Source organism: Stenotrophomonas sp. 364 (assembly GCF_009832905.1).
In the GTDB taxonomy this organism is placed as follows: domain Bacteria; phylum Pseudomonadota; class Gammaproteobacteria; order Xanthomonadales; family Xanthomonadaceae; genus Stenotrophomonas; species Stenotrophomonas maltophilia_AP.
Genome location: NZ_CP047135.1, coordinates 1,080,009 through 1,099,887 on the forward strand (window position 1 = coordinate 1,080,009; position 19,879 = coordinate 1,099,887).

Below are 19,879 nucleotides of genomic sequence, written 5' to 3' on the forward strand. Positions count from 1 at the left end.
GACATGATGCCGGCCCTGCGGGGCCGGCATTTTCGTATCGGGTCCGGTTGCAACGCACATGAGCCAACGCGAGCACCGCATCTCACCTGGCTAAACCTCCGTTGCCGCAGGGTTTACGCCAGGGGCGTGCGCCCGCGCGCGCCCAACCGCCACACGGCAAGCGCACCGTAGAGCACCAGCAACGCGGCCAGCGTCCACAACTCGTGGCTGACCTCGCCCAGGCGGGCATCCATCTGGTTCAGGCGCACCATCAGGTTGATGCCGGTGGTGGTGGGCAGCAGGTGCGCCAGGGCGACCAGCGCTGGCGGCGAGGTGACTGCCGGCCAGGACAGGTTGGCCAGGAAGAACAGCGGGATCGAGCAGGCGATGACCACCTGGAAGGCGCGTTCGCGGGTGGCGAAGAAGCTGCCGACGAACAGGCCGAACGCCACCGTGGCGGCAATGAACAACGTACCGCCGAGCACTTGCCCGAGCGGATTCCCGCCGCGCGGATAGTCCTGCACCCACGCGGTGAAGCCGGCGTAGTAGAGCAGGCCCAGCAGGCCGATGATGCCGAATCCAAGCGCCATGCCCGCCAGGGTGGGCAGGTCGAAGCGCAGGCGTCGACCGAGTGCCAGACGCCGCGTCCCCAGCAGGACGCCAATGCCCATCAACAGCGTCTGGTGCACGATGAGTTCGGCCACCCCGGGCACGATGGCGCTGCCGTAGCCTTCCAGCGTATTGAACAGCGGGCGCTGCACCAGGGTGATCGGCGGTGGCTGCGGGGCGCCCATGAAGGCGGCCTGCGAAACCGCTGTTTCGCGCGCGAACGCGGTCAGTGCATCGGCCACGCCGCCGAGTACCCAGCTGGCGCGGCCGAGGTAGGCGCCGTTGCCCATCAGCACCAGATGGCCGGCGCCGCCGCGCAGGATATCGCGCTCCAGTTGCGCGGGAATCAGCAGGATGCCTTCGGCCTCGCCGCGCTCGAGCGCGTGGCGGGCCTGGTCGAGGGTGGCGGGCTGGGCCACGATGCGCACGGTGCGCAGCGCGTCCACACGCCGCAGCAGTTCGCGGCTGGTAGCGCTCTGGTCGTGGTCGACCACCACGATGGGCAGGTTGCTGGCCACCTGGTGGCGATACGCCGCCGGGTAGAAGAACGAGTACAGCACCACCGCGCCGATCATCAGCACCACCGCATAGCGGTCGGTCAGCACCGCGCGCAGTGTCTGGCGCAGGCTGGTGGTGAAGCGGCTCATGCGGCCGCTCCGTTGGATGCTGCCGGGGTGGGCAGGGTGCGCGCTGCGACGATAAGGCGCCAGCCGCCGACACCGCCGGCCACCAGTACCATCAGCAGCAGCGTGGCCAAGGGCCACAGCGAGACCGTCCATGGCGCGCCGACGAACTGCTGCTGGGTCTGCAGCTTGACGTAGGCGGTGAGCGGCAGCAGCAGGTTCCAGACGCGGGTGAACAGCGGTGCATCCACCACGGGGAAGGTGGCCCCGGAGAATGCCAGCGCGGTGCCGATGCTCAAGCCGATCGCCGACAGCGCGGTGCCCATGTCGCGGGTGAGGCCCACGAACAGCAGCGCCACCGCCGCGCAGGCCAGGTAGAACAGCGGCTGGCCCAGCATCAGCAACCCCAGGCTGCCGGCGACGCCGTCGCCGCGCAGCAGCGCCAGGTACAGCACGCCAAGCGCGCCATATACCGAGAACAGCGCCACATAGGGGCAGATCTTGCCGGCGATGGCCGCCCAGGGCGCAGCGCCAAGCCAGGTGCGCAGCTGTCCGTCGCGCACCTCGCGCCCCAGGCTGGCGGCCACGGCCAGCGCCAGGCCCAGCGACAACACCGCCGGAAACAGCAGCGGCAGCAGGAACAGTTCGTAGCTGCGCGCCGGGTTGTACAGGATGTCCGACTGCACCGCGATGGGCGGTGCGCGCAGTTTGGCCAGGCCGACCTGTTTGCCGATGCCGCCGCTCAGCAGGCGCGCATTCCAGGCGCCGACCGCTTCGACGATATCGCGTACCGCCGACTGCCCGGTGGTGAGGTAGGTGGCGTTGTAGTAGGCGAATACGGTGCCCTGGCTGCCACGCAGCGCCTGGCGGGTGGCATCGCGCGGGACCAGCACCACGGCAAACACATCCAGCCGCCGCAGCTGCGCCTGCGCATCGGCCAGGCTGGCCGGTTGGCTGGCCACGGCGATGCCCGGGCTTGCGTCCAGCATACGGGCCAGCAGGCGGCTCTCGGCACTGTGGTCCAGATCGACAATGGCAATGGGAATGTCGCGCATCACCGACGCGGCGAACAACCAGGCCAGCACCGCCAGCATCAGCAGTGGCAACAGCGTCACCAGCAGCAGGTCGGCGCGGTCGGTGCGCAGGTGCTGCAGCTCGCGCTGGAAGGCGGCGCCGAAGCCCGCCCACCGCGACCGGTTCATCCCTGCGGCCACGCGAACAGCACGCTCATGCCGGGGCGGAAGCCCTCCACGCGCGCCACCGGGCGCAGCCGGATCTCGAAGCTGCGCACGTCATAGCCGGACGACTGCCGGGTGGCGCGCCAGGTGGCGTAATCGCCGGCCGGGTTGATGAAGTACACCTCGAACTCGACCTCGCGATCCAGCGCGGGTACCTGACCGCGCAGCCGGTTGCCGATCTTCAGGCCCCGCATCTGCGATTCGCGCAGGTTGACCGAGACCCACATGCGGTCGATGTCGACCAGGGTGAACACCGGGTAGCCCGCCGGGACCAGCTCGCCGACATCGGCCATGCGCTTGTTGATCTCACCGGCGAGCGGCGCGCGGCCGTTGACTTCCTCGCGCGCGGCATCCACTTCGGCCACCGCGCCACGCGCCTGGCGAACCTGGCCCTGTGCAGCGCGCTTGTCCTGCTCGCGCGCACCCGCCAGTGCCTGGTCATACTGCGCGCGGGCGGCGTTGGACAGCTCGCGCGAGCTGCGTGCCTGGGCCAGCGCCTCGTCGCGCTTCTGCCGGGTCATGACCCCTTCGTTGAACAGGTTCTGCACGCGCTGGTAGGTGGCGTCGGCCAGCGTGGCGCCGGCTTCGGCGCGTTTCCAGTTGGCCTGCGCGGCGCGGATGTCCTCACTGCGTGCGCCTTCGTCGGCCTTGTCGGCCACGGCGCTCGCCGCCTCCAGCGCGCCCTGCGCCTGTTCTTCCTTGGCGGCCACTTCCGGGCTGTCCAGCACGAACAGCACCTGGCCGGCCTGCACCCGGTCGCCTTCGCGCACCTTCAGCGTGGCCAGGCGTGCGGTGATCTTGGCGGCCACGTTGACGGTGTCGGCGTCGGCCATCCCCTGCAGCTGTTCGGACGGGCTGCGCCAGGCCAGCCACAGGCCGACCACCACCACGATCGCCAGCACCAGCGCGAGGGCAATACCGAGCTTGCGCTTGTTCGGCGGCGGCGCGTCGGTTGGCGCCTGCAGAGTGTCATTCATGCGCGATCACCTCGTCGGCCTGGCGGCGGAATTCTTCATAACGGTCCATCTGTCCACTGATCTCCAGCAGTTGTGCCAGCGCCACGTCGTACTGGTAGGCCGCCTGTGCGCGTTCCACCTGCGCACCGCCCAGCCCCAGCCGCGCATCGATCACGTCCAGCGAGGTGGCCTGGCCTTCGCGGAAGGCCAATTCCTGCAGGCGCAGGTTTTCGCGGTTCTGCTCGATGCTGCTGTCCAGCAGCAGGAACTGCTGGCGCGCGGTATCCAGTTCGTACCAGGCCTTGCGTACGCCCAGGGTGACCTGGTTTTCGGCTTCGCGCAGGCCGGCTTCGGCCTGTTCCTGCTGCGCGCGCGCGGCGCTGATCTGCGCCGGGCGTGAACTCGGGGACAGGAAGGTGTACTTCAGCCCGATGCCGAACGCCCAGTCCGGGTCGGTCAGCATTTCATCACGGCGCAGGAAGTCGTACTGGCCAAACAGGTACACGGTGGGCTTGAGCTTGGCCTGCTGCACGCGCACGCCTTGTTCGGCCTGGGCCACCAGGGCGCGCAGGCGTGCGATCTGCGGCTGCCGGGCCTGCGCATCACGTTCGAACGTGGGCAGTGCGCCAATCGGCGTGCGGTGCACGAACAACGGCGACAGCGGGCGCACTTCGCCCCCGCTGCGCAGCAGGGTGGCCAGCGCGGCCTTCAGGGTCTGCAGGTCGTTGAGCGACTTCTGGTAGTCGCGCTCGGCCTTGTCGCGGGCCACGTTGGCCTGCAGGCGCTGGGCACGGGTGGCGAAGCCTTCGCGTTCCAGTTTCAACGCGTCGTCGAGGTGGCGCTGCAGTCCGTCACGCACGTCACGGCGTACGTCGACGGCCTGCTCGGCCAGGCGCTGCCCGAAGTAGGCCTGGGCCAGCTGCACGCTCAACGACTGGCGCTGCGATTCGCGTTCGGCGCTGGCCTGCGCGGTGGCGCCGGCGGCGGCCTGTTGCGCGGCCGGGATCAAACCGCCGGTGTACAGCGGCAGCACCGCGGTGACGACCGGACGGGTGCGCCAGTCGCGCTCGGTGAACTGCAACGGCGAGTTGATGCCGAACGCCTCGGCCACCGGCGCCAGCGAGCCCAATGGCAGAGTCAGCGTCTTCTGAAACTGCAGGCGGCGCACTTCACCGGTGATCTCCGGCAGGCGCAGCAGCCGGGTGGCGTCCTGCAGGTCCTGTTTATTGCGCACCGAGGCATCGGCGGCGGCCAGCGCATCGGAGACCTGTTCCAGGCGCTGCTGCGACTGCTGCCAGTCCAGCGCAGGAGCAGCCGGCTCGCCGATGGGCGACTGGGCCATGGCCGCGCCGCTGCACAGGAGCAGGGCCGTGCAGTGAAGTCCTTTCTTTGCGCGCGCAAGCGCCGTGTGCCGGCTCACAAATGGGCGTTCCGTATGTAAAGCATTCGGTAAAGTATGGTGCGCGCCGCGTGAAGCCCGGGTCTTCACACCGCGCCCTGGCGGCGTCTGCACGTTCGACCACGGCGATGCCGTTTGTATGCGAATGGACGTTCTGGATTGGGTGGGGCGCACGGCACCGAAATGTTGCGACCACCAACGGTGGTCGCCTACCGGGCATTCACGATGGGGTGGGGGGCGGGCCGTGGTTCGATCCACACCAGGTAGGTGCCGACCGTGGGTCGGTACGCCGCTCGCCGCTCAACGCGTCGGCGGGTTGCCGGCGATGGTGCGCGCGCCGGTGATGATCATGCGCAGCATCTGCGACAGCTGCTCGATCAGCTCGGCGTCCTTTTCCTGTGGCTGGTCCACGGCGGTGGCCCCCATGGCGAACACCAGCCGGGTGATCGCCTTGGACGCCAGCGCCGGTTCGTGCAGCACCGCGCCGCCGTCGGCAGCGGCCAGGCGGATCAGGTCGACCCGCAGTTCGTCTTCGAAGTAGCCCAGCTCACGGTCCACCGCCTGCTTGAATGCGTCCGAGCCGGCGCTGCCTTCGCGGAGCAGCACGTGCAGCAGCTTGTGGTCGGCGCGCAGCTGTTCGAAGAAGGTTTCTACCGACAGCCGGATCACGCTGCGTTCGGACGAGGCCGCGCGCTGGCGGGCCTCGCCGATGATCGTGCGCAGGGAACGGCCGGCCAGGTCGATCAAGGCTACGGTCAGTTCGTCCATGTCGCGGAACTGGCGATAGAACGAATTCGGCGCGATCCCGGCCTCGCGGGCCACCTCGCGCAGGCTAAGCGTGGAGACACTGCGGTGCGGGCCGATCAGGGCCAGCGCCGCGGCCAGCAGGTCGTCGCGCGAGATCGAGGCTTTGCGCGCCGGATGGGCATCATCGGCAGCGGACAGGGGCAGGTCTGGGGAGGTCATCGGGGGCAGGGTGGTCAAGTCCCTGAATCATAGCCCGTCCATTCAATATACAAGTGTATACACGCATGTATGCGCGTGCGTATAGTGGTTCCATGAGCGCTCATCCCCGCCCCCCGATCCGCCGCCGCAATCCCATTTCGCCCCGTCACTGGGTGTCCGAGGAGTTGTTCGACTTCTGGGCCGGTCGCCTGCACCCGCTGTGGACCCTGCGCCGGGCGCGGGCGCGGCTGGTGGCGCGCGAGCAGGCCAGCGCCGACGCGGTGACCCTGGTGCTGCGCCCGAACCGGCACTTCCGCGGTCTGCAGCCGGGCCAGCACGTCACCCTCGGGGTGGACGTGGACGGTCGCCGGCTGTCGCGCAGCTACAGTCCCACGCGGCTGGCCGATGGCACCCTGGCGATCACCGTCAAGGCGATCAAGGGCGGCAAGGTCAGCCAGCACCTGGCCCACCATGCCGTCATCGGCGAGGCGTTCGAGCTGGGCCAGGCCTTTGGCGCGATGACCGTCGACACCCGCCAGGCCCAGCGCCTGCTGCTGTTGGCCGCCGGCAGCGGCATCACCCCGATGCGCGCACTGCTGCGCCAGCTGGATGCCGCCGGCATGCCCGGCACGGTGGACCTGGTGTACTGGGCCCGCCGCCGCGAGGAACTGTGCTTTGCCGATGAGCTTGCGGCGCTGGCCGCGCGCCATCCGAACCTGCGCGTGCACCTGGCCCTCACCCGCGACCCGCACGCCGCCGCGCCGCGCGTGGATACCTACGCGTTTGACGCACTGGGCGATATCCGTGCGGCCCAGGTGCTGGTGTGCGGCCCGGGCGGCTTCGTCGATGCCGCCCGTGAACGCCTGCAGGGCGCCGTGGCCGGGCTGCAGTTCGAAGCCTTCACCCCGCCGGTTCTGCCCGACGCGGAAACCGGCACGGTGCAGGTGGAACTGCGCCGCACCGGCCGCACCTTGACCCTGCCGCGCGGCACCTCGCTGCTGCAGGCGCTGGAGGCCGAAGGCCTGCGCCCGGCCAGCGGCTGCCGCATGGGCATCTGCAATACCTGTGTGTGCGGCAAGGCGTCCGGCGTCACCCGGCACACCCTGACCGGCGACTACGCCAATGAACCGGCCACGCAAGTGAAGCTGTGCGTCAACAGCGCCAGCACCGACCTGATCCTGGAGCTCTGAGCATGTCTTCCGTGCACAACCGCGTGCTGTCGCCTACCGAACTGGATGCGTTCGGCCATGAACTCGATGCGCTGCGTGCGCGCCAGCTGGCGACACTGGGGGCCGCCGACGCGCGCTACATCCGCCGCGTGGTGGCCGGCGTGCGCTGGACCGGCGTGGCAGGCCGCGCGCTGCTGTTCCTCGGTGCCTTCGTGCACAGCGTGCTGATCCCGGCGTGGATCGCCGGCGTGGTGCTGCTGGCGCTGTCCAAGATTCTGGAGAACATGGAGCTGGCGCACAACGTCATCCACGGCCAGTACGACTGGATGGGCGACCCGCAGCTGCAGGGCAGCACCTACGAGTGGGACATCGTCGGCACCGCCGACAACTGGCGCAAGACCCACAATTTCCGCCACCATACCTACACCAACGTGCGCGGGCTGGACGACGACATCGGCTACGGCCTGCTGCGCATTTTCCCCGAACAGCGCTGGCGCCCGTTCTACCTCACCCAGCCGGTGGTGGCGGTGGTGTTCGCGCTGCTGTTCGAATGGGGCATCGCCATCCAGGACCTGCGCCTGGGCCGCTGGTTCGCCGGCAAGATCACCTTCCGCCAGCTGCTGGCGCAGGCGCGCCCGGTGGGCCGCAAGATGGGCAGGCAGATGTTCAAGGACTACCTGCTGTTCCCGGCGCTGGCCGGCCCGTTCTTCCTGCCGGTGCTGCTGGGCAACGTGGTGGCCAACCTGATCCGCAACGTGTGGACCTACGTGATCATCTTCTGCGGCCACTTCACCGCCGACGCCGAGACCTTCCCCAAGGAATGCGTGCGTGACGAAAGCCGTGGCCACTGGTACCTGCGCCAGCTGCGCGGCTCGTCCAACCTGACCGGCGGCAAGCTGATGAACGTGATGTCGGGCAACCTCAGCCACCAGATCGAACACCATTTCTTCCCGGACATTCCGGCCAACCGCTACGCGGCCATCGCGGTGGAAGTGAAGGCGATCTGCGCACGCTACGGCCAGCACTACAACACCGGCTCGTTGCCGAAGCAGTTTGGCCAGGTGATGTGGCGCATCGTGCGGCATGCCTTCCCGAGCCGCCCGGTGCGCGCCAAGGCCGCTGCCGTCAACGCTCAGCCACTGCCGCAGCAGGGCTGAGCCGGAACGCCGCAGCACCGGTCAGAGCTGCTGCTCCCACTGCAGCCGCCACAGCGGCGCGCCCGATCGGCGCTGCTGCAGTTGCTGCCGCCCCTGTGCGTCCCACAGGACCTGGCCGGACACCAGGTCCTGCCGCAGCAGATTGTTGGCGCTGAGCCGGAGCTTGGTGCGCGGTCCCAGCGTCCACAGTGCATACAGGTCCAGCTCGCGCTGGTAGGCATCGATGTCGATCTGTCCGCTGCTGATGCGCACCGGACCGCCGCTGCGGTAGCTGTAGTTCAGCCCCGTGGTCCAACGCGGGTTGATCCGGTAGTCGGCGCCCAGCGAACCGGTGAAGCGCAGCTGCCCGTCCAGGCGGTTGTCGGGTCCGGGCACATCGGCCACGCGCGACCAGTTGCGCGTGGCATTGAGGCGGAACGACACGTCCGGTGCGTTGGCCAGGAACCGCGACAATGCCACCCGCGCGTCCATTTCCACTCCCCAGCTGGTGGCGTCGCCTGCGTTGCGCGGTGTCGCGACCCAGCGCCCGTCCTGCGCCGTGGTTTCGGTGCGCACCACGTCCTGGATGCGCCGTGCGTAGGCCCCCAGGCTGAGTTCGGTGCCGTCCTTGCCGTGGGTTTCGTAGGCGATATCCACGCCGGTGGCCAGCTCCGGGCGCAATGCCGGGTTGCCCTGCTCGTCAGGGTTCAGGGGCCGGTTGTTGGTCGAGGTGTACGGACGCGGGATCAGCGAGGCCAGCGTCGGGGACTTGTACGTGCGGCTCAGCGCCACGCGCAGCTGATCGTCGCGGGTACCCGGCAGCTTCCACAGGGACTGCAGCACCGGCGACAGCACGCTGTCGCGCTGTCGGATGGCGGCAAAGCCACTGCCGGCACTGCGGATGTCGATGGTTTCCCAGCGCAGCCCCAGGTACATCGACCAGCGTGGGCCGAGCTGCAGGTCGTCCTGCCCATACACGGCCATGCGCCGGATGCGCGCATCGAAGGCGAGATCGCTGATGCTGCCGGCATCGCCCGCGATGGGCCGCAACTGCTGCAGGCGGGCTTCATCGCGACGGTCGACGCTGCCTTCCCAGCCAACTTCCAGCGTATGTCGGCCGTGCGTGGGCAGCGCGTACTTCCCGGTGGTGTTGACGTTGTGCACGCGCAGGCGCGCGTCGGTATGGTCGTCCAGGTTCTGCTGGCCATCGGTACCGACGCCTTGCTCGCGGTAGCGGTAGTCTTCACGGTTGGCCCCTGCGGCAAGCCGCGTGGTGACGCTGCCGCCGACAGCGAAGGGATGAGTCCAGCCTGCGCTGCCGCTGAGTTGTTCCACCGCGATGCGCGTGTGTTGCCGGTAGTGGACCTGCGCCAGCGGCGGCCCCAGCCAGGTGTCCCAGGCGATGTCGGTGCTGCGCTGGAAGCGGCTGGCGTCGGCCAGCGCCTGTAACGTCAGGGTGTCGCCATTGTCGAGGCTGAGCTCCACGCTGGGCGCAAGCGACACCGCCTGGCGAGAACCCGTCGCCCGCAACCGGCTGCTGCGCAGCACCTCCGGCTGCCCTTCAGGGGCATACGCCGTTTCCACGGCCTGCTGCTCCACCAGGAACGCCCGGCGCGACGCGCTGACAGCCACCGACTGGCTGCGCCGTGCCTGGCGACGGCTGCGCTGCCAGGTCAGCGACGGTGCGCTGCGCGCGTTGGACACCCCCCACGCCAGCGCCAACGATTCAGCCTCCTTGCGCGCACCGGCGACCAGCACGATGTTGAGCGTGCCGGCGATTGCTTCGGTGCGCTGGTCGGCGGTGGGCGCGCGCAGGATTTCGACCCGTTCGACCATCTCCGGGCTCAATGCGTCCAGGTCGAACCCCAGCGGTGCCTTCTGCCCGTTGATCAGGATCTGCGTATAGCCGGCGCCCAGTCCGCGCAGCGACAGTGTGCCGCTGCGGCCGGGCGCACCCTGGCCGACGCTGATGCCCGGCAGCCGTTTGAGCGCATCCAGCAGGGCCGGATCGCCGTACTGACGCAACTGCGCGGCATCGATCACGATCCGCGTGGTGGTGTCATCGCGACGCGCCTGGTAGTGCGCCGCCTGTACCTGCACGGTGTCCAGTTCGGTGGGGGGCGCGGTGCCGTCGTCGTGCGCGGTCGATTGGGCCCAGGCCGCCGGGGCGATGCACAGCGGAAGCAGCAGGAACGGACGGAAGGAGGCGGGCAGGGGCATGCGGGCGATCCAGGAGGGGCCGTGGCGGCCGTGGGTCAGGCAACAGCTGTCCCTCCTGCGACCAGGAAGACCAGATGCAACGGGAAGCAACGCGATGGAGCGGGTCAGCGGCTCATGGCAGGCGACGCTGCGGGTCGATGCGTTCGCCGTTGAACAGCATCTCCATGTGCAGGTGCGGGCCGGTCACCCGGCCGCTGCGACCGGTGCGGGCGATCGGATCCCCGCTACGCACCTGTTGGCCCACCTGCACATCGGTGCCGTCCAGGTGGGCGAACAGGGTCTGCCAGCCATTGCCATGGTCCAGCACTACCACGGTGCCGTACTGCGCGCCGCCCGGATAATCCGGCGTGGCGGCCACCACGGTGGCGTCGGCCGGGGCCAGTACCGACGTACCGACGCGTGCACCGAAATCGATGCCGCGGTGCGCGCGCTGGCGGATGCCGCCGGCATCGCCGTAGTGCCCGGTGATACGTGATTGCGCCAGCGGGGCGGCAAAACGCATGGTAGCCGCGGCCAGTAGCGACGCGTCAGGGGTTGCACGCGCAGGCGAAGCGGCGATGGCCACGATGCCCAAGGGAAGCGGCGTGGCGGCGGTACCTGCCTGGACCAGCACCAGCATCGCGCCGATCCCCAGTGCACCGGCGCCGAGCAGGGTGCGCGCAGCCAGTGGCAGCGTGCGTCCGGCGTCGCCGCCGAGCATGTGCTGGATGCGCAACCGGTGGCCGGCGGCGTCGCGATGGGTCAATGCGCTGGGCGATGCCGGCGTTGCGCCATGGCCGGCCATGCGCAACGCCTGCAGGTAGGCGGCGGCAAAGTCACGCCGCGCGGTGTCGTCGCTCCCCAGCGCCAGCGCGTCGCAACGCAGTTCGACGGCCATCTGCACGCGCGCGGTGATGCGGCGCACGAACGGGTTGAACCACACCAGCGCTTCAACCACCGCCATCGCGCCGGCCCGCTGCGGATCGCGACGGGCAAGGTGGGCCGCTTCATGGCCCAGCACCAGCCGCAGTTGGCGGTCGCTGAACACCTGCAGCGCGGTGGCAGGCAGCACGATGGTCGGGCGTGGCCAGCGCACGGCGAACGGGCTCACGGCGTGTTGGGTGATGCGTATGCGGATGCCCTGCCGGGCAAGCTGGCCAGCGTATTCGCGGCTGGCTGCGCCACGCCACGCAGCCGGCGGCACAGACGGCGCGGCGCGTGCGATCCGCGCTACCGCCAGGGTGCCGCGCAGCAGGCGGAGCAGCGCGATGCCGGCACCGATGAGATAGGCCGCCCACAGCACCTGCGCGAGCGTTGGCCAGCCCAGCCGGGGGGGCGCTGTGATGCCTGTCGTAATGGCCGGGCTGCCGGCGTCCAGGTCCAGTGCGATGGGGAGCGCCAACGGCGAGGGCAGCGCGGCGACCTGCGACGGTGCGGCCACCGCCAGCGCCATCGCCAGCAACGGGGGTAGTACGGCCAGCAGCCAGAGACACAGCCAGTAGCGCGTCGCGGCCGCGGAAAGCTGCAGCCATCGGTGCAACGCGTTGCCTACGCCCCATGCCAGGCCAGCGCAGAGCAGGCTGCCCAGCAGGTGCACCAGCGCCGGATCCGGCAACCGCAGGCTCATGGCTGCGGCTCCTGGTCGGGGTCGGGGTCGCGGAGCAGGGCGTCCAGTTGCTGCAGTTCGGTTTCGCTCAACAGGCGGCTGTCGGCGAAGGCCTGCACCGGCAGGCCACCGTCGATTTCCAGCACGCGGCGGGCGAAGTCCGCGCTCAAGACGGCCAGGGTGGCCACCTTGCCCACCTTGGCCCGGTACACGTTCAGACCGTGCTCGGCGCTCTCATCGACCATCCCCTTGTCGACCATGCGCTCCAATGTCTTGCGCGTGGACGAGTACGACCAGTCCAGCGTTGCGGCAACGCCGTTGTGCAGCTCGCGCGCACTGCAGGCGCTGTTGCGCCAGAGGCATTTGAGCAGTTCCAGCTCGGCGTTCGAAGGGGTGGGCACACGCGCCATGGCGACACCAACATCAGGGAGTGGTGTCGCAAGTGTGCGACAAGTGTCGCACGCCCCGCAAGAGGGTCACTCCTCCAGCCCGATCTTCCCCTCGGCCAGCGGCACCCGGCTGCCGTCGAGCAGGCCGCGGCTGAGCAGCCCGTCTTCGATGAACAGCAGTTCGCCGTTCTCGCCGTTCTTGATGCTGCTGTCGATGGCGATGATCTGGTCACCGTGGAACGTGCTCACGTGCGGCATCGAGGTATGCCCGACCACGATGCGCGCAAGGTCAAGCTGGGTGAGCAGCGCATCGACCTGGGCGGTGTCCAGCTGCCCGTCGAAGTAGCCGCGGTACCAGATCGGGCTGGTCTTGCCGTCGAACAGGCGCGCCGTGTCCGGCGCTGCCTTGACCTGATCGCGCGGCAGCCCCACGGCGGCCTGGTAGGTGGCGTTGGTCGCGTCCATGCCGCGCACCAGGTCCAGGTTCTCCGGTGCGATGCCACCGTGCAGGAACAACGTGTCGCCGATCCTCAGCATGACCGGGCGGGTGCGCAGCCATTGCCCGATCACCGAATCGGGCCCGTACAGCGCGGGGTAGCTGCGGCCCAGCAGCTGCGCGCTCCGGAGGTACTTCGGATTCACGTAGCGCAGGTCGTCGTAGAGCACCATCGTTTCGTGGTTGCCCAGCACGAAGTGCACCGCGCCGCCCGCCGCGCGGGCCTGCTGCTGCAGACCGTACAGCAGCCAGAACGCTTCGGTCACCTGCGGGCCGCGGTCGAACACGTCCCCGGCCACCACCAGGGTGGCATCGCCGAGCGACCACTCGTCACGCGCATCGATCACATGGTGGGCGCGCAGCAGCCGGACCAGCAGGTCATACTGGCCGTGGATGTCCGACACCGCAACGATGCGCGGCGTGGCCGGATACTGGGCCACCTCCGCGGTGCGCGGCGGCAGCACGGTCACAGGATGCGGGTAGCCGCACTCGGGCACCACCTGGGTGGTATCGCCGCGGGCCGGCAGCGTGCGGTGAACGATGTGGTCGTTGCAGATCCACGCTGCCTCGTGGCCCTTTGCGGTAACGAACACGTACGGACCATCCGCATCGACGTGCTCGGCCGGTGCGGCCACCTCGCGCGCGCTGGTGGTGAAAGCGGCCAGCAACAGCAGGCAGGGAAACAGCGCGTGCATCGCGCGCAGGGTACGACAGGCAGGCATCGGCGGCGTCCGGGCGGAGAGGGCGTGCGCAGGCGCACGCAGTGATCCTACGCCGCGGCGCATGCGTTGGGCATGCGCCGTTGGTACCGATGGCTGTGCAGGAACAGGCAGTTGGCGGGTGACTCAGCCGCGCTGCAGGGCCTGGCGGCCGGGCGCCTCCGGCAACGCATCGTCGGCCAGTACCACGCGGTTGCGGCCGCGCTTCTTGGCCTGGTACATCGCTGCATCGGCGCGCGCCATCAAGCGCTCATAGTCCGGGTGGCCATCGTGCGCCGCCACGCCGATGCTGGCGGTCAATGCCAGCGCGGTGCCATCGGCCAGCTGCGCCGGGGTCTGTGCGATCTGCCGGCGCAGGTTCTCGGCAATCACTTCGGCCTGCGCCGCGGTCGCCGCCACCAGCACCACCACGAACTCCTCGCCGCCATAGCGGAACAGGTAGTCGCTGCCACGCGTCAGTTGGCCGAGCAGGGCTGCCACGTGCTGCAGGGCGCGGTCGCCGCCGTCGTGCCCGTGCGCATCGTTGATCGCCTTGAAATGATCCAGGTCCAGCAGCAGGATCGAGAACGGGGTGCTGGCCGAGGTGGCCAGTTCGATCTCACGGCGCAGCACGGTGGGCAGGAAGCGCCGGTTGAGCAGGTTGGTCAGGGCATCGCTGCCTGCGTCCAGTTCGCCGATCCGCTCGAACAGCATGCCCATCAGGGTGCGGATGCGCGCCAGCTGCTCGCGGATGCCCTGCAGTGCGCCGAAGCGCGCGCCAACATCGGCATGGGCCAGCGCGGCGTGCAGTTGCGCGTCCACCTGCGCCACCAGCGCGCCCACCTGTGCGGTTTCGCTGCTTTCGCCAAAACTGGGAATGCCCTTGTGGGTGAACCACAGGCCGAATTCGGAATGCGCCAGGTCGACGGTGTCGGCGTCGGTGGCCTGGCTGGCAATGGCGTACAGCAGCGCGTTTTCCCAATCCAGCAGCAATGCGCGCTGGCGTTCGCGTTCGGTGCTCACGTTCTGCACCAGCGAAAACAGCCGGTACGCCGCATCGGTGCGCGAGGAGCGCTCGCGTGCGTGCGTGTAGGCCAGGGTCATGCCCTCCAGCGCGATGTCCACCGACGCACTCAGGCAGTTGATGGCCTCGAAAGCCACGTGGCTGTCGGGCGCGTCGGCGACAATCTGCGCGAACAGGCGCTGCTTGAGCACGCGGGTGCCGCGCGTGACCAGATCCACCGGGATGCCCACGCGCGCATGCACGTCGCCGATCACCCGCTGCGCCGCCACCAGCGCGGCGATGCTGTCGGGCGTGGCCGTGAGCAGTTGGGTCAGCCAGCGCTGCATGGCCGGCTTCAGCCGCAGGCGCACCTGGTCGTGGGACAGGAAGCGGCTGGCGCGCGGGTCCTCCAGCAGCACGTCATAGAAGTGGTGGGCCAGGTCGGGCGGCGACCGGGCCGCCAGCTCGGCCAGCAGCGTGGCCGCGTCGGTGCTGGTGGCCTGCAGGGTCTGCTGCCATGCATCGGCCAGTGGCCGGCTGGCCTCATCCAGGTTTGGAACGATATCCACGATGGTTGCTCTTCCCGCCACACAGGCCGTCGAAGGTTAACGGCCGCGCGTGGCTGTAATGAAGTTACAGAATGAACGCGAGCCCAAGTGTAATAGTCTCCGCCGCATTGCCTGCTTACTCTGCGCGCATTGCAACGGAGACACCTTCATGGGCCACGACCACGATCACCTGCCCAGCGAAATCCGCCACGAAAAACCCTTGTGGTGGGCGCTGGGCCTGACCACCACCTTCCTGCTGGTGGAAGTGGCGGGCGCATTCTGGACCAACAGCCTGGCGCTGCTGTCCGACGCGGCACACATGGCCACCGATACGCTGGCGTTGATGATCGCGCTGGTGGCGGTGCGGCTCAGCCGCCGCCCGCCCGATGCCAAGCGCACCTATGGCTACGCGCGGCTGGAAGCGCTGGGCGCGATGTTCAACGGCGGCATGCTGTTCGTGGTGGCCGGCTACATCCTCTGGGAAGCCATCGAGCGGTTCCGCCAGCCGCAGGAGATCGCCTCCACCGGCATGCTGGTGATCGCAGCCGTGGGCCTGGGCATCAACCTCATCTCGATGCGCCTGTTGCGCGCGGGCAGCGGCGAAAGCCTCAATGTGAAGGGCGCCTACCTGGAAGTCTGGGCCGACATGCTCGGGTCGGTCGCGGTGATCATCGGCGCGCTGCTGATCCGCTGGACCGGCTGGAAGCTGATCGATCCGATCCTGGCGGTGCTGATCGGCCTGTGGGTGCTGCCGCGCACGTGGGTGCTGATGCGCGAGGCCATCAACGTGCTGCTTGAAGGCGTGCCCAAGGGCACCGACCTCGCTGCGGTGCGCACGGCGTTGGGCGCCCAGGACGGCGTGGTCGATGTGCACGACCTGCACGTGTGGGCGCTGGCATCGAGCACACCGGCATTGACCGCGCACGTGGTGATGGCCGATGGCGTGGAGGCCGATGCGCTGCGACGCGCGCTGACTACCACGCTGCATGACCGGTTCGAGATTGAGCATGTGACCCTGCAGATCGAAGCGGACCACTGCGGCGACAGCTGCAGCGTGGGCAGCCCGAAGGCAGGCGATGCGCATGCCGGCCATGATCACGGCGACCACGCCCACGGCCATGCCGACCACGCGCATGCCGCGACCGACGGCCGTCGCACCGGGCCCGATTCGCAGGGCCACCACGGCCATCCCCATCCCTGAACCGGGCCGGGTGCGGGGCAGGGCAGGCTTGCCGCTACAATGCGGGTCTGCCTTGCCATCTGTCGGAGATACTGCAGTGACCCGGAAACTCGTACTGTTGCGCCACGGCCAGAGCCAGTGGAACCTGGACAACCGCTTCACCGGTTGGGTGGACGTGGAACTGACCGAACAGGGCCGCCGCGAGGCCGCCGCCGCCGGCCGCCTGATGCGCGACGAAGGGCTGCAGTTCGATGTGGCGCATACCTCGGTGCTGAAGCGCGCCATCCACACCCTGCAGGGTGCATTGGCCGAGCTGGACCAGGACTGGCTGCCGGTGAGCAAGAGCTGGCGCTTGAACGAACGCCATTACGGCGGGCTGCAGGGCCTGGACAAGGCCGAGACCGCCGCCAAGCACGGCGAGGACCAGGTCAAGATCTGGCGCCGCTCCTACGACATCCCGCCGCCGGCGATGGACATCGAAGACCCGGGCCATCCGATCCACGACCGCCGCTACGCCGGCCTGGACCGCAACGCGCTGCCGGGCACCGAATCGCTGGCCACCACGCTGGACCGCGTGCTGCCGTACTGGTTCGATGCGATCGCCCCGCAGCTGAAGGACGGCAAGACGGTACTGGTGACCGCGCACGGCAATTCGCTGCGCGCGCTGTACAAGTACCTCAACAACGTCTCGCAGGAAGCCATCCTGGAGCTCAACATCCCGACCGGCATTCCGTTGCTGTTCGAGCTCAACGACGACCTGACGGTGCAGTCGTTCCGCTACCTGGGCGACCCGGAAGCGGCCCGCAAGGCGGCCGAAGCGGTGGCCAACCAGGGCAAGGCGAAGTAACTACGAAAGGCCGGCGCAAGCCGGCCTTTTCTTTACCCCCGCCGGTAAAGCCACCCTATGGGGGGCCGCGCGCGATGCACGGTTCACGCACAGCCACCCATGGGGTGGCTCTACCCGGGCGGGAGGGGGCGTTGGTCGGCTGACGCTCGCCGTCAGCAGTCGTAGCCCCAGTCTTCTACCGTGACACCACAGCCCAGTACCGCGGCCAGCGCGTCCTGCTGCGCGAGCAATCCATCCAGCGTCGCCTGCTGGAACGTAGGGCTGCCCAATGCACTGATCACGCCCTGTTCGGCCGTGGACACGAACAGGGTGACGTAGCCACGGGCCTTGGCCGGTTTCATGATGCCGATGCCAGCGCCCAGCAGCGGGAAGGGCAGGATCAGGTTCTGCGCGTTCTGGCTGAACCCCACCAGGCCGGCCTCCGCGGCGGACCAGGCCAGCAGATGCGCGCGCGGCACGGTCGCGATCTGTGCGGCTACGGCGTCGGGCAGGTGTTCATCGCCGACCAGGCGGCCGGTGTACAGGTGCAGCGGATCCGGCTGCGTGGTGGCAAGTGCGAGGTACTTCATCCTTGGCGATGTTACCGATGTTTCCAGTGCGTGCGCCGGTCACCGGCATCTGTGACCTTTGGCCGGTCCCCGCCATCGCCGCAGCGGCTACGCTGGGCGATTCGCCGTTGGAGACTCGCCATGAACGTCCGCAACCTGGTCCCGCTGGGCCTGACCATCGCCATCGCCGCTTCGCTGGCGGCCTGTGGCAAGCATGACACCGCGCCTGCCGCGTCCGCCGATGCGGCCACGCCGGCATTTGATCAGTCGCAGATCAAGACCGCGCTGATCTCGCTCAACAGCGCAGACCTGGACCCGTCGATCGCCGCGTGCACGGACCTCAACGGCTTCGTCAACAGCAAGTGGCTCACCGCCAACCCGGTGCCCAACGACCAGACCACCTGGGGCAGCTTCGAGATCCTGCGCGAGCGCTCGCTGGAAGTGCAGCACGCACTGGTCCAGCAGGCCGCCGCCAGCAAGCCCAAGGCCGGTTCGGTGGAAGCCAAGATCGGTGACATCTGGCGCACCGGCTCGGACGAGGCCAAGATCGAAGCGGCCGGTATCACCCCGCTGCAGCCGCAGCTGGACAAGATCGCCGCGCTGAACGACACCGCCGCCATCACCCAGTACCTGCGCGACAGCCAGGCGCAGGGGCAGGGGGTGCTGTTCTCGCTGTCGGCCAATGCCGACTACAAGGATTCGGCCAACGTCATCGCCTACGTGGGCCAGGGCGGGCTGGGCCTGCCGGAGAAGGGTTACTACGTCGATGATGCACAGGCCAAGATCCGCGACGCGTACGTGGCTTACATCGCGCAGGCGCTGACCCTGTCCGGCGTGGATGCCGCGCAGGCCAAGACCCAGGCCAAGGCCGTGCTGGACTTTGAAACCCGCCTGGCCAAGGCCTCGCTGTCGCGTATCGAACTGCGCGATCCGGCCAAGCGCTACAACCCGGTCAGCGCCGCCGAAGCCGACAAGCTGACCCCGAACTTCAGCTGGACCGCGCTGTTTGACACCCTCAAGGTGCCGGCCGCGCAGAAGTTCTCGCTGGCCCAGCCGGCGTTCTTCACCGAAGTGGACAAGATGCTCGCCGACGTGCCGGCCAGCACCTGGCAGGCCTACCTGCGCTTCCACACCATCGATGATGCCTCGCCGTACCTGAGCAGCGCGTTCGAGAAGGCCAACTTCGACTTCTACAGCACCACCCTGCGTGGCCAGAAGGAAATGCAGCCGCGCTGGAAGCGGGTGCTGGAATCGGTCAATGGCGCGATCGGCGAAGGCCTCGGCCAGCTGTACGTCAACGCGGTGTTCCCGGCCGACTCCAAGGTGCAGATGCAGCACCTGGTGGAGAACCTCTCGGTGGCGCTGAAGGCGCGCCTGGAGAAGCTGGAGTGGATGGGCGAGGACACCCGCAAGAAGGCACTGGAGAAGTGGGCCAGCTTCACCCCGAAGATCGGCTACCCGGACAAGTGGCGCGACTGGTCGGGCTATGAAACCAACGCCGACAGCTACCTGGGCAACATGCAGGCCGCGCGCGCGTTCAACTACCGCTACATGTTGAACAAGATCGGCAAGCCGGTGGACAAGACCGAGTGGGGCATGACCCCGCAGACCGTCAACGCCTACTACAACGCCACCAAGAACGAGATCGTGTTCCCGGCGGCCATCCTGCAGGCGCCGTTCTTCGATGCCAAGGCGGATCCGGCGTTGAACTACGGTGGCATCGGCGCGGTGATCGGCCATGAAATGATGCACGGCTACGATGACTCGGGCAGCCAGTTCGCGGCCAACGGCAACTTCGACAACTGGTGGACCGACAGCGACCGCAAGGCCTTCACCGGCCGCACCGACCAGCTGGTGGCACAGTTCGACGGCTATGAATCGCTGCCGGGCGTGAACGTGAAGGGCAAGCTGACCCTGGGCGAGAACATCGGCGACCTGGGTGGCCTGACCGTGGCCTATGACGCGCTGCAGATGGCGTTGAAGGAAGACCCGAAGGCCAACGTGGCCGTGGACGGCTACAGCCAGGACCAGCGCTTCTTCATGAACTGGGCGACCGTGTGGCGCCGCAATTTCAACGAAGGCGAGCTGCGCGTGCGCCTGAACACCGACCCGCACGCCCCGGCCAACTTCCGCGCCAACGGTGCGCCGTCGAACATGCCGGCCTATGCCAAGGCGTTCGAGTGCAAGGCGGGCGATGCGATGGTGCGTGCCGACGACAAGCGTGTTGTGATCTGGTGATCGCACGCGGTTGAGTGAAACGAAGAACCCGGCGTACGCCGGGTTTTTTGTTGGCGCATCGATCCTGACGGTT

At 68.6% G+C, this 19,879-nt stretch carries 16 protein-coding genes; 5 read left to right on the plus strand and 11 right to left on the minus strand.

What is annotated here, in order from left to right:
* Positions 1 to 113 precede the first annotated feature (113 nt).
* From GQ674_RS05055 to fabR, 5 genes are all read right to left on the minus strand, one after another.
* Positions 114 to 1,235, minus strand: a complete 1,122-nt coding sequence (locus GQ674_RS05055) for an ABC transporter permease (RefSeq protein ID WP_159496218.1) — start codon at positions 1,233 to 1,235, stop codon at positions 114 to 116.
* Positions 1,232 to 2,413 (minus strand): ABC transporter permease, encoded by a 1,182-nt coding sequence (locus tag GQ674_RS05060; protein WP_159496219.1) that lies wholly within the window; start codon positions 2,411 to 2,413, stop codon positions 1,232 to 1,234. The genes GQ674_RS05055 and GQ674_RS05060 overlap by 4 nt, the downstream gene beginning before the upstream one ends.
* Positions 2,410 to 3,426, minus strand: coding sequence for an efflux RND transporter periplasmic adaptor subunit (locus GQ674_RS05065; RefSeq protein WP_159496220.1), 1,017 nt, complete (start codon positions 3,424 to 3,426; stop codon positions 2,410 to 2,412). The genes GQ674_RS05060 and GQ674_RS05065 overlap by 4 nt, the downstream gene beginning before the upstream one ends.
* Positions 3,419 to 4,747 (minus strand): TolC family protein, encoded by a 1,329-nt coding sequence (locus GQ674_RS05070; protein ID WP_236546195.1) that lies wholly within the window; start codon positions 4,745 to 4,747, stop codon positions 3,419 to 3,421. Before GQ674_RS05070 ends, GQ674_RS05065 begins: the two co-directional genes overlap by 8 nt.
* A 357-nt stretch (positions 4,748 to 5,104) precedes the next feature.
* Positions 5,105 to 5,770 carry an HTH-type transcriptional repressor FabR gene (fabR, locus tag GQ674_RS05075; protein WP_159499238.1) on the minus strand — a complete coding sequence of 222 codons (666 nt, stop codon included), beginning with the start codon at positions 5,768 to 5,770 and terminating at the stop codon, positions 5,105 to 5,107.
* A 92-nt stretch (positions 5,771 to 5,862) separates the two neighbouring features.
* Between fabR and GQ674_RS05080 the strand changes: the two genes are divergently transcribed.
* Positions 5,863 to 6,939, plus strand: a complete 1,077-nt coding sequence (locus GQ674_RS05080; protein ID WP_159496222.1) for a ferredoxin reductase — start codon at positions 5,863 to 5,865, stop codon at positions 6,937 to 6,939.
* A gap of 2 nt (positions 6,940 to 6,941) precedes the next feature.
* Positions 6,942 to 8,075 (plus strand): acyl-CoA desaturase, encoded by a 1,134-nt coding sequence (locus tag GQ674_RS05085; RefSeq protein WP_159496223.1) that lies wholly within the window; start codon positions 6,942 to 6,944, stop codon positions 8,073 to 8,075.
* A gap of 21 nt (positions 8,076 to 8,096) precedes the next feature.
* Here the strand turns inward: GQ674_RS05085 and GQ674_RS05090 are convergent, their stop codons facing one another.
* The 5 genes from GQ674_RS05090 to GQ674_RS05110 form a co-directional block, all read right to left on the minus strand.
* Complete coding sequence (locus GQ674_RS05090) at positions 8,097 to 10,274, minus strand: TonB-dependent receptor (protein WP_159496224.1); 2,178 nt, start codon at positions 10,272 to 10,274, stop codon at positions 8,097 to 8,099.
* A 112-nt stretch (positions 10,275 to 10,386) separates the two neighbouring features.
* On the minus strand, positions 10,387 to 11,880 hold the full coding sequence (locus GQ674_RS05095) for a M23/M56 family metallopeptidase (RefSeq protein WP_159496225.1): 1,494 nt from the start codon (positions 11,878 to 11,880) through the stop codon (positions 10,387 to 10,389).
* Positions 11,877 to 12,269 (minus strand): BlaI/MecI/CopY family transcriptional regulator, encoded by a 393-nt coding sequence (locus GQ674_RS05100; RefSeq protein ID WP_159496226.1) that lies wholly within the window; start codon positions 12,267 to 12,269, stop codon positions 11,877 to 11,879. The genes GQ674_RS05095 and GQ674_RS05100 overlap by 4 nt, the downstream gene beginning before the upstream one ends.
* Positions 12,270 to 12,335: 66 nt before the next feature.
* Positions 12,336 to 13,439 carry a metallophosphoesterase gene (locus GQ674_RS05105; protein WP_159499240.1) on the minus strand — a complete coding sequence of 368 codons (1,104 nt, stop codon included), beginning with the start codon at positions 13,437 to 13,439 and terminating at the stop codon, positions 12,336 to 12,338.
* A gap of 150 nt (positions 13,440 to 13,589) precedes the next feature.
* Entirely contained in the window at positions 13,590 to 15,014 is a 1,425-nt protein-coding gene (locus GQ674_RS05110; RefSeq protein WP_159496227.1) for a GGDEF domain-containing protein, read from the minus strand.
* Between the two features lie 148 nt (positions 15,015 to 15,162).
* On the opposite strand from GQ674_RS05110, the gene GQ674_RS05115 reads away from it, so the two are divergent.
* The gene (locus GQ674_RS05115) at positions 15,163 to 16,194 is read left to right on the plus strand and encodes a cation diffusion facilitator family transporter (RefSeq protein ID WP_159496228.1); all 1,032 of its coding nucleotides are present in this window, start codon (positions 15,163 to 15,165) and stop codon (positions 16,192 to 16,194) included.
* Positions 16,195 to 16,270: 76 nt separating this feature from the next.
* Positions 16,271 to 17,020, plus strand: a complete 750-nt coding sequence (gpmA, locus tag GQ674_RS05120) for a 2,3-diphosphoglycerate-dependent phosphoglycerate mutase (RefSeq protein WP_159496229.1) — start codon at positions 16,271 to 16,273, stop codon at positions 17,018 to 17,020.
* A gap of 152 nt (positions 17,021 to 17,172) precedes the next feature.
* On the opposite strand, the gene GQ674_RS05125 is transcribed toward gpmA, so the two are convergent.
* The gene (locus tag GQ674_RS05125) at positions 17,173 to 17,589 is read right to left on the minus strand and encodes a hypothetical protein (protein WP_159496230.1); all 417 of its coding nucleotides are present in this window, start codon (positions 17,587 to 17,589) and stop codon (positions 17,173 to 17,175) included.
* Between the two features lie 120 nt (positions 17,590 to 17,709).
* On the opposite strand from GQ674_RS05125, the gene GQ674_RS05130 reads away from it, so the two are divergent.
* Positions 17,710 to 19,806, plus strand: a complete 2,097-nt coding sequence (locus GQ674_RS05130; protein WP_159496231.1) for a M13-type metalloendopeptidase — start codon at positions 17,710 to 17,712, stop codon at positions 19,804 to 19,806.
* Positions 19,807 to 19,879: the final 73 nt, after the last annotated feature.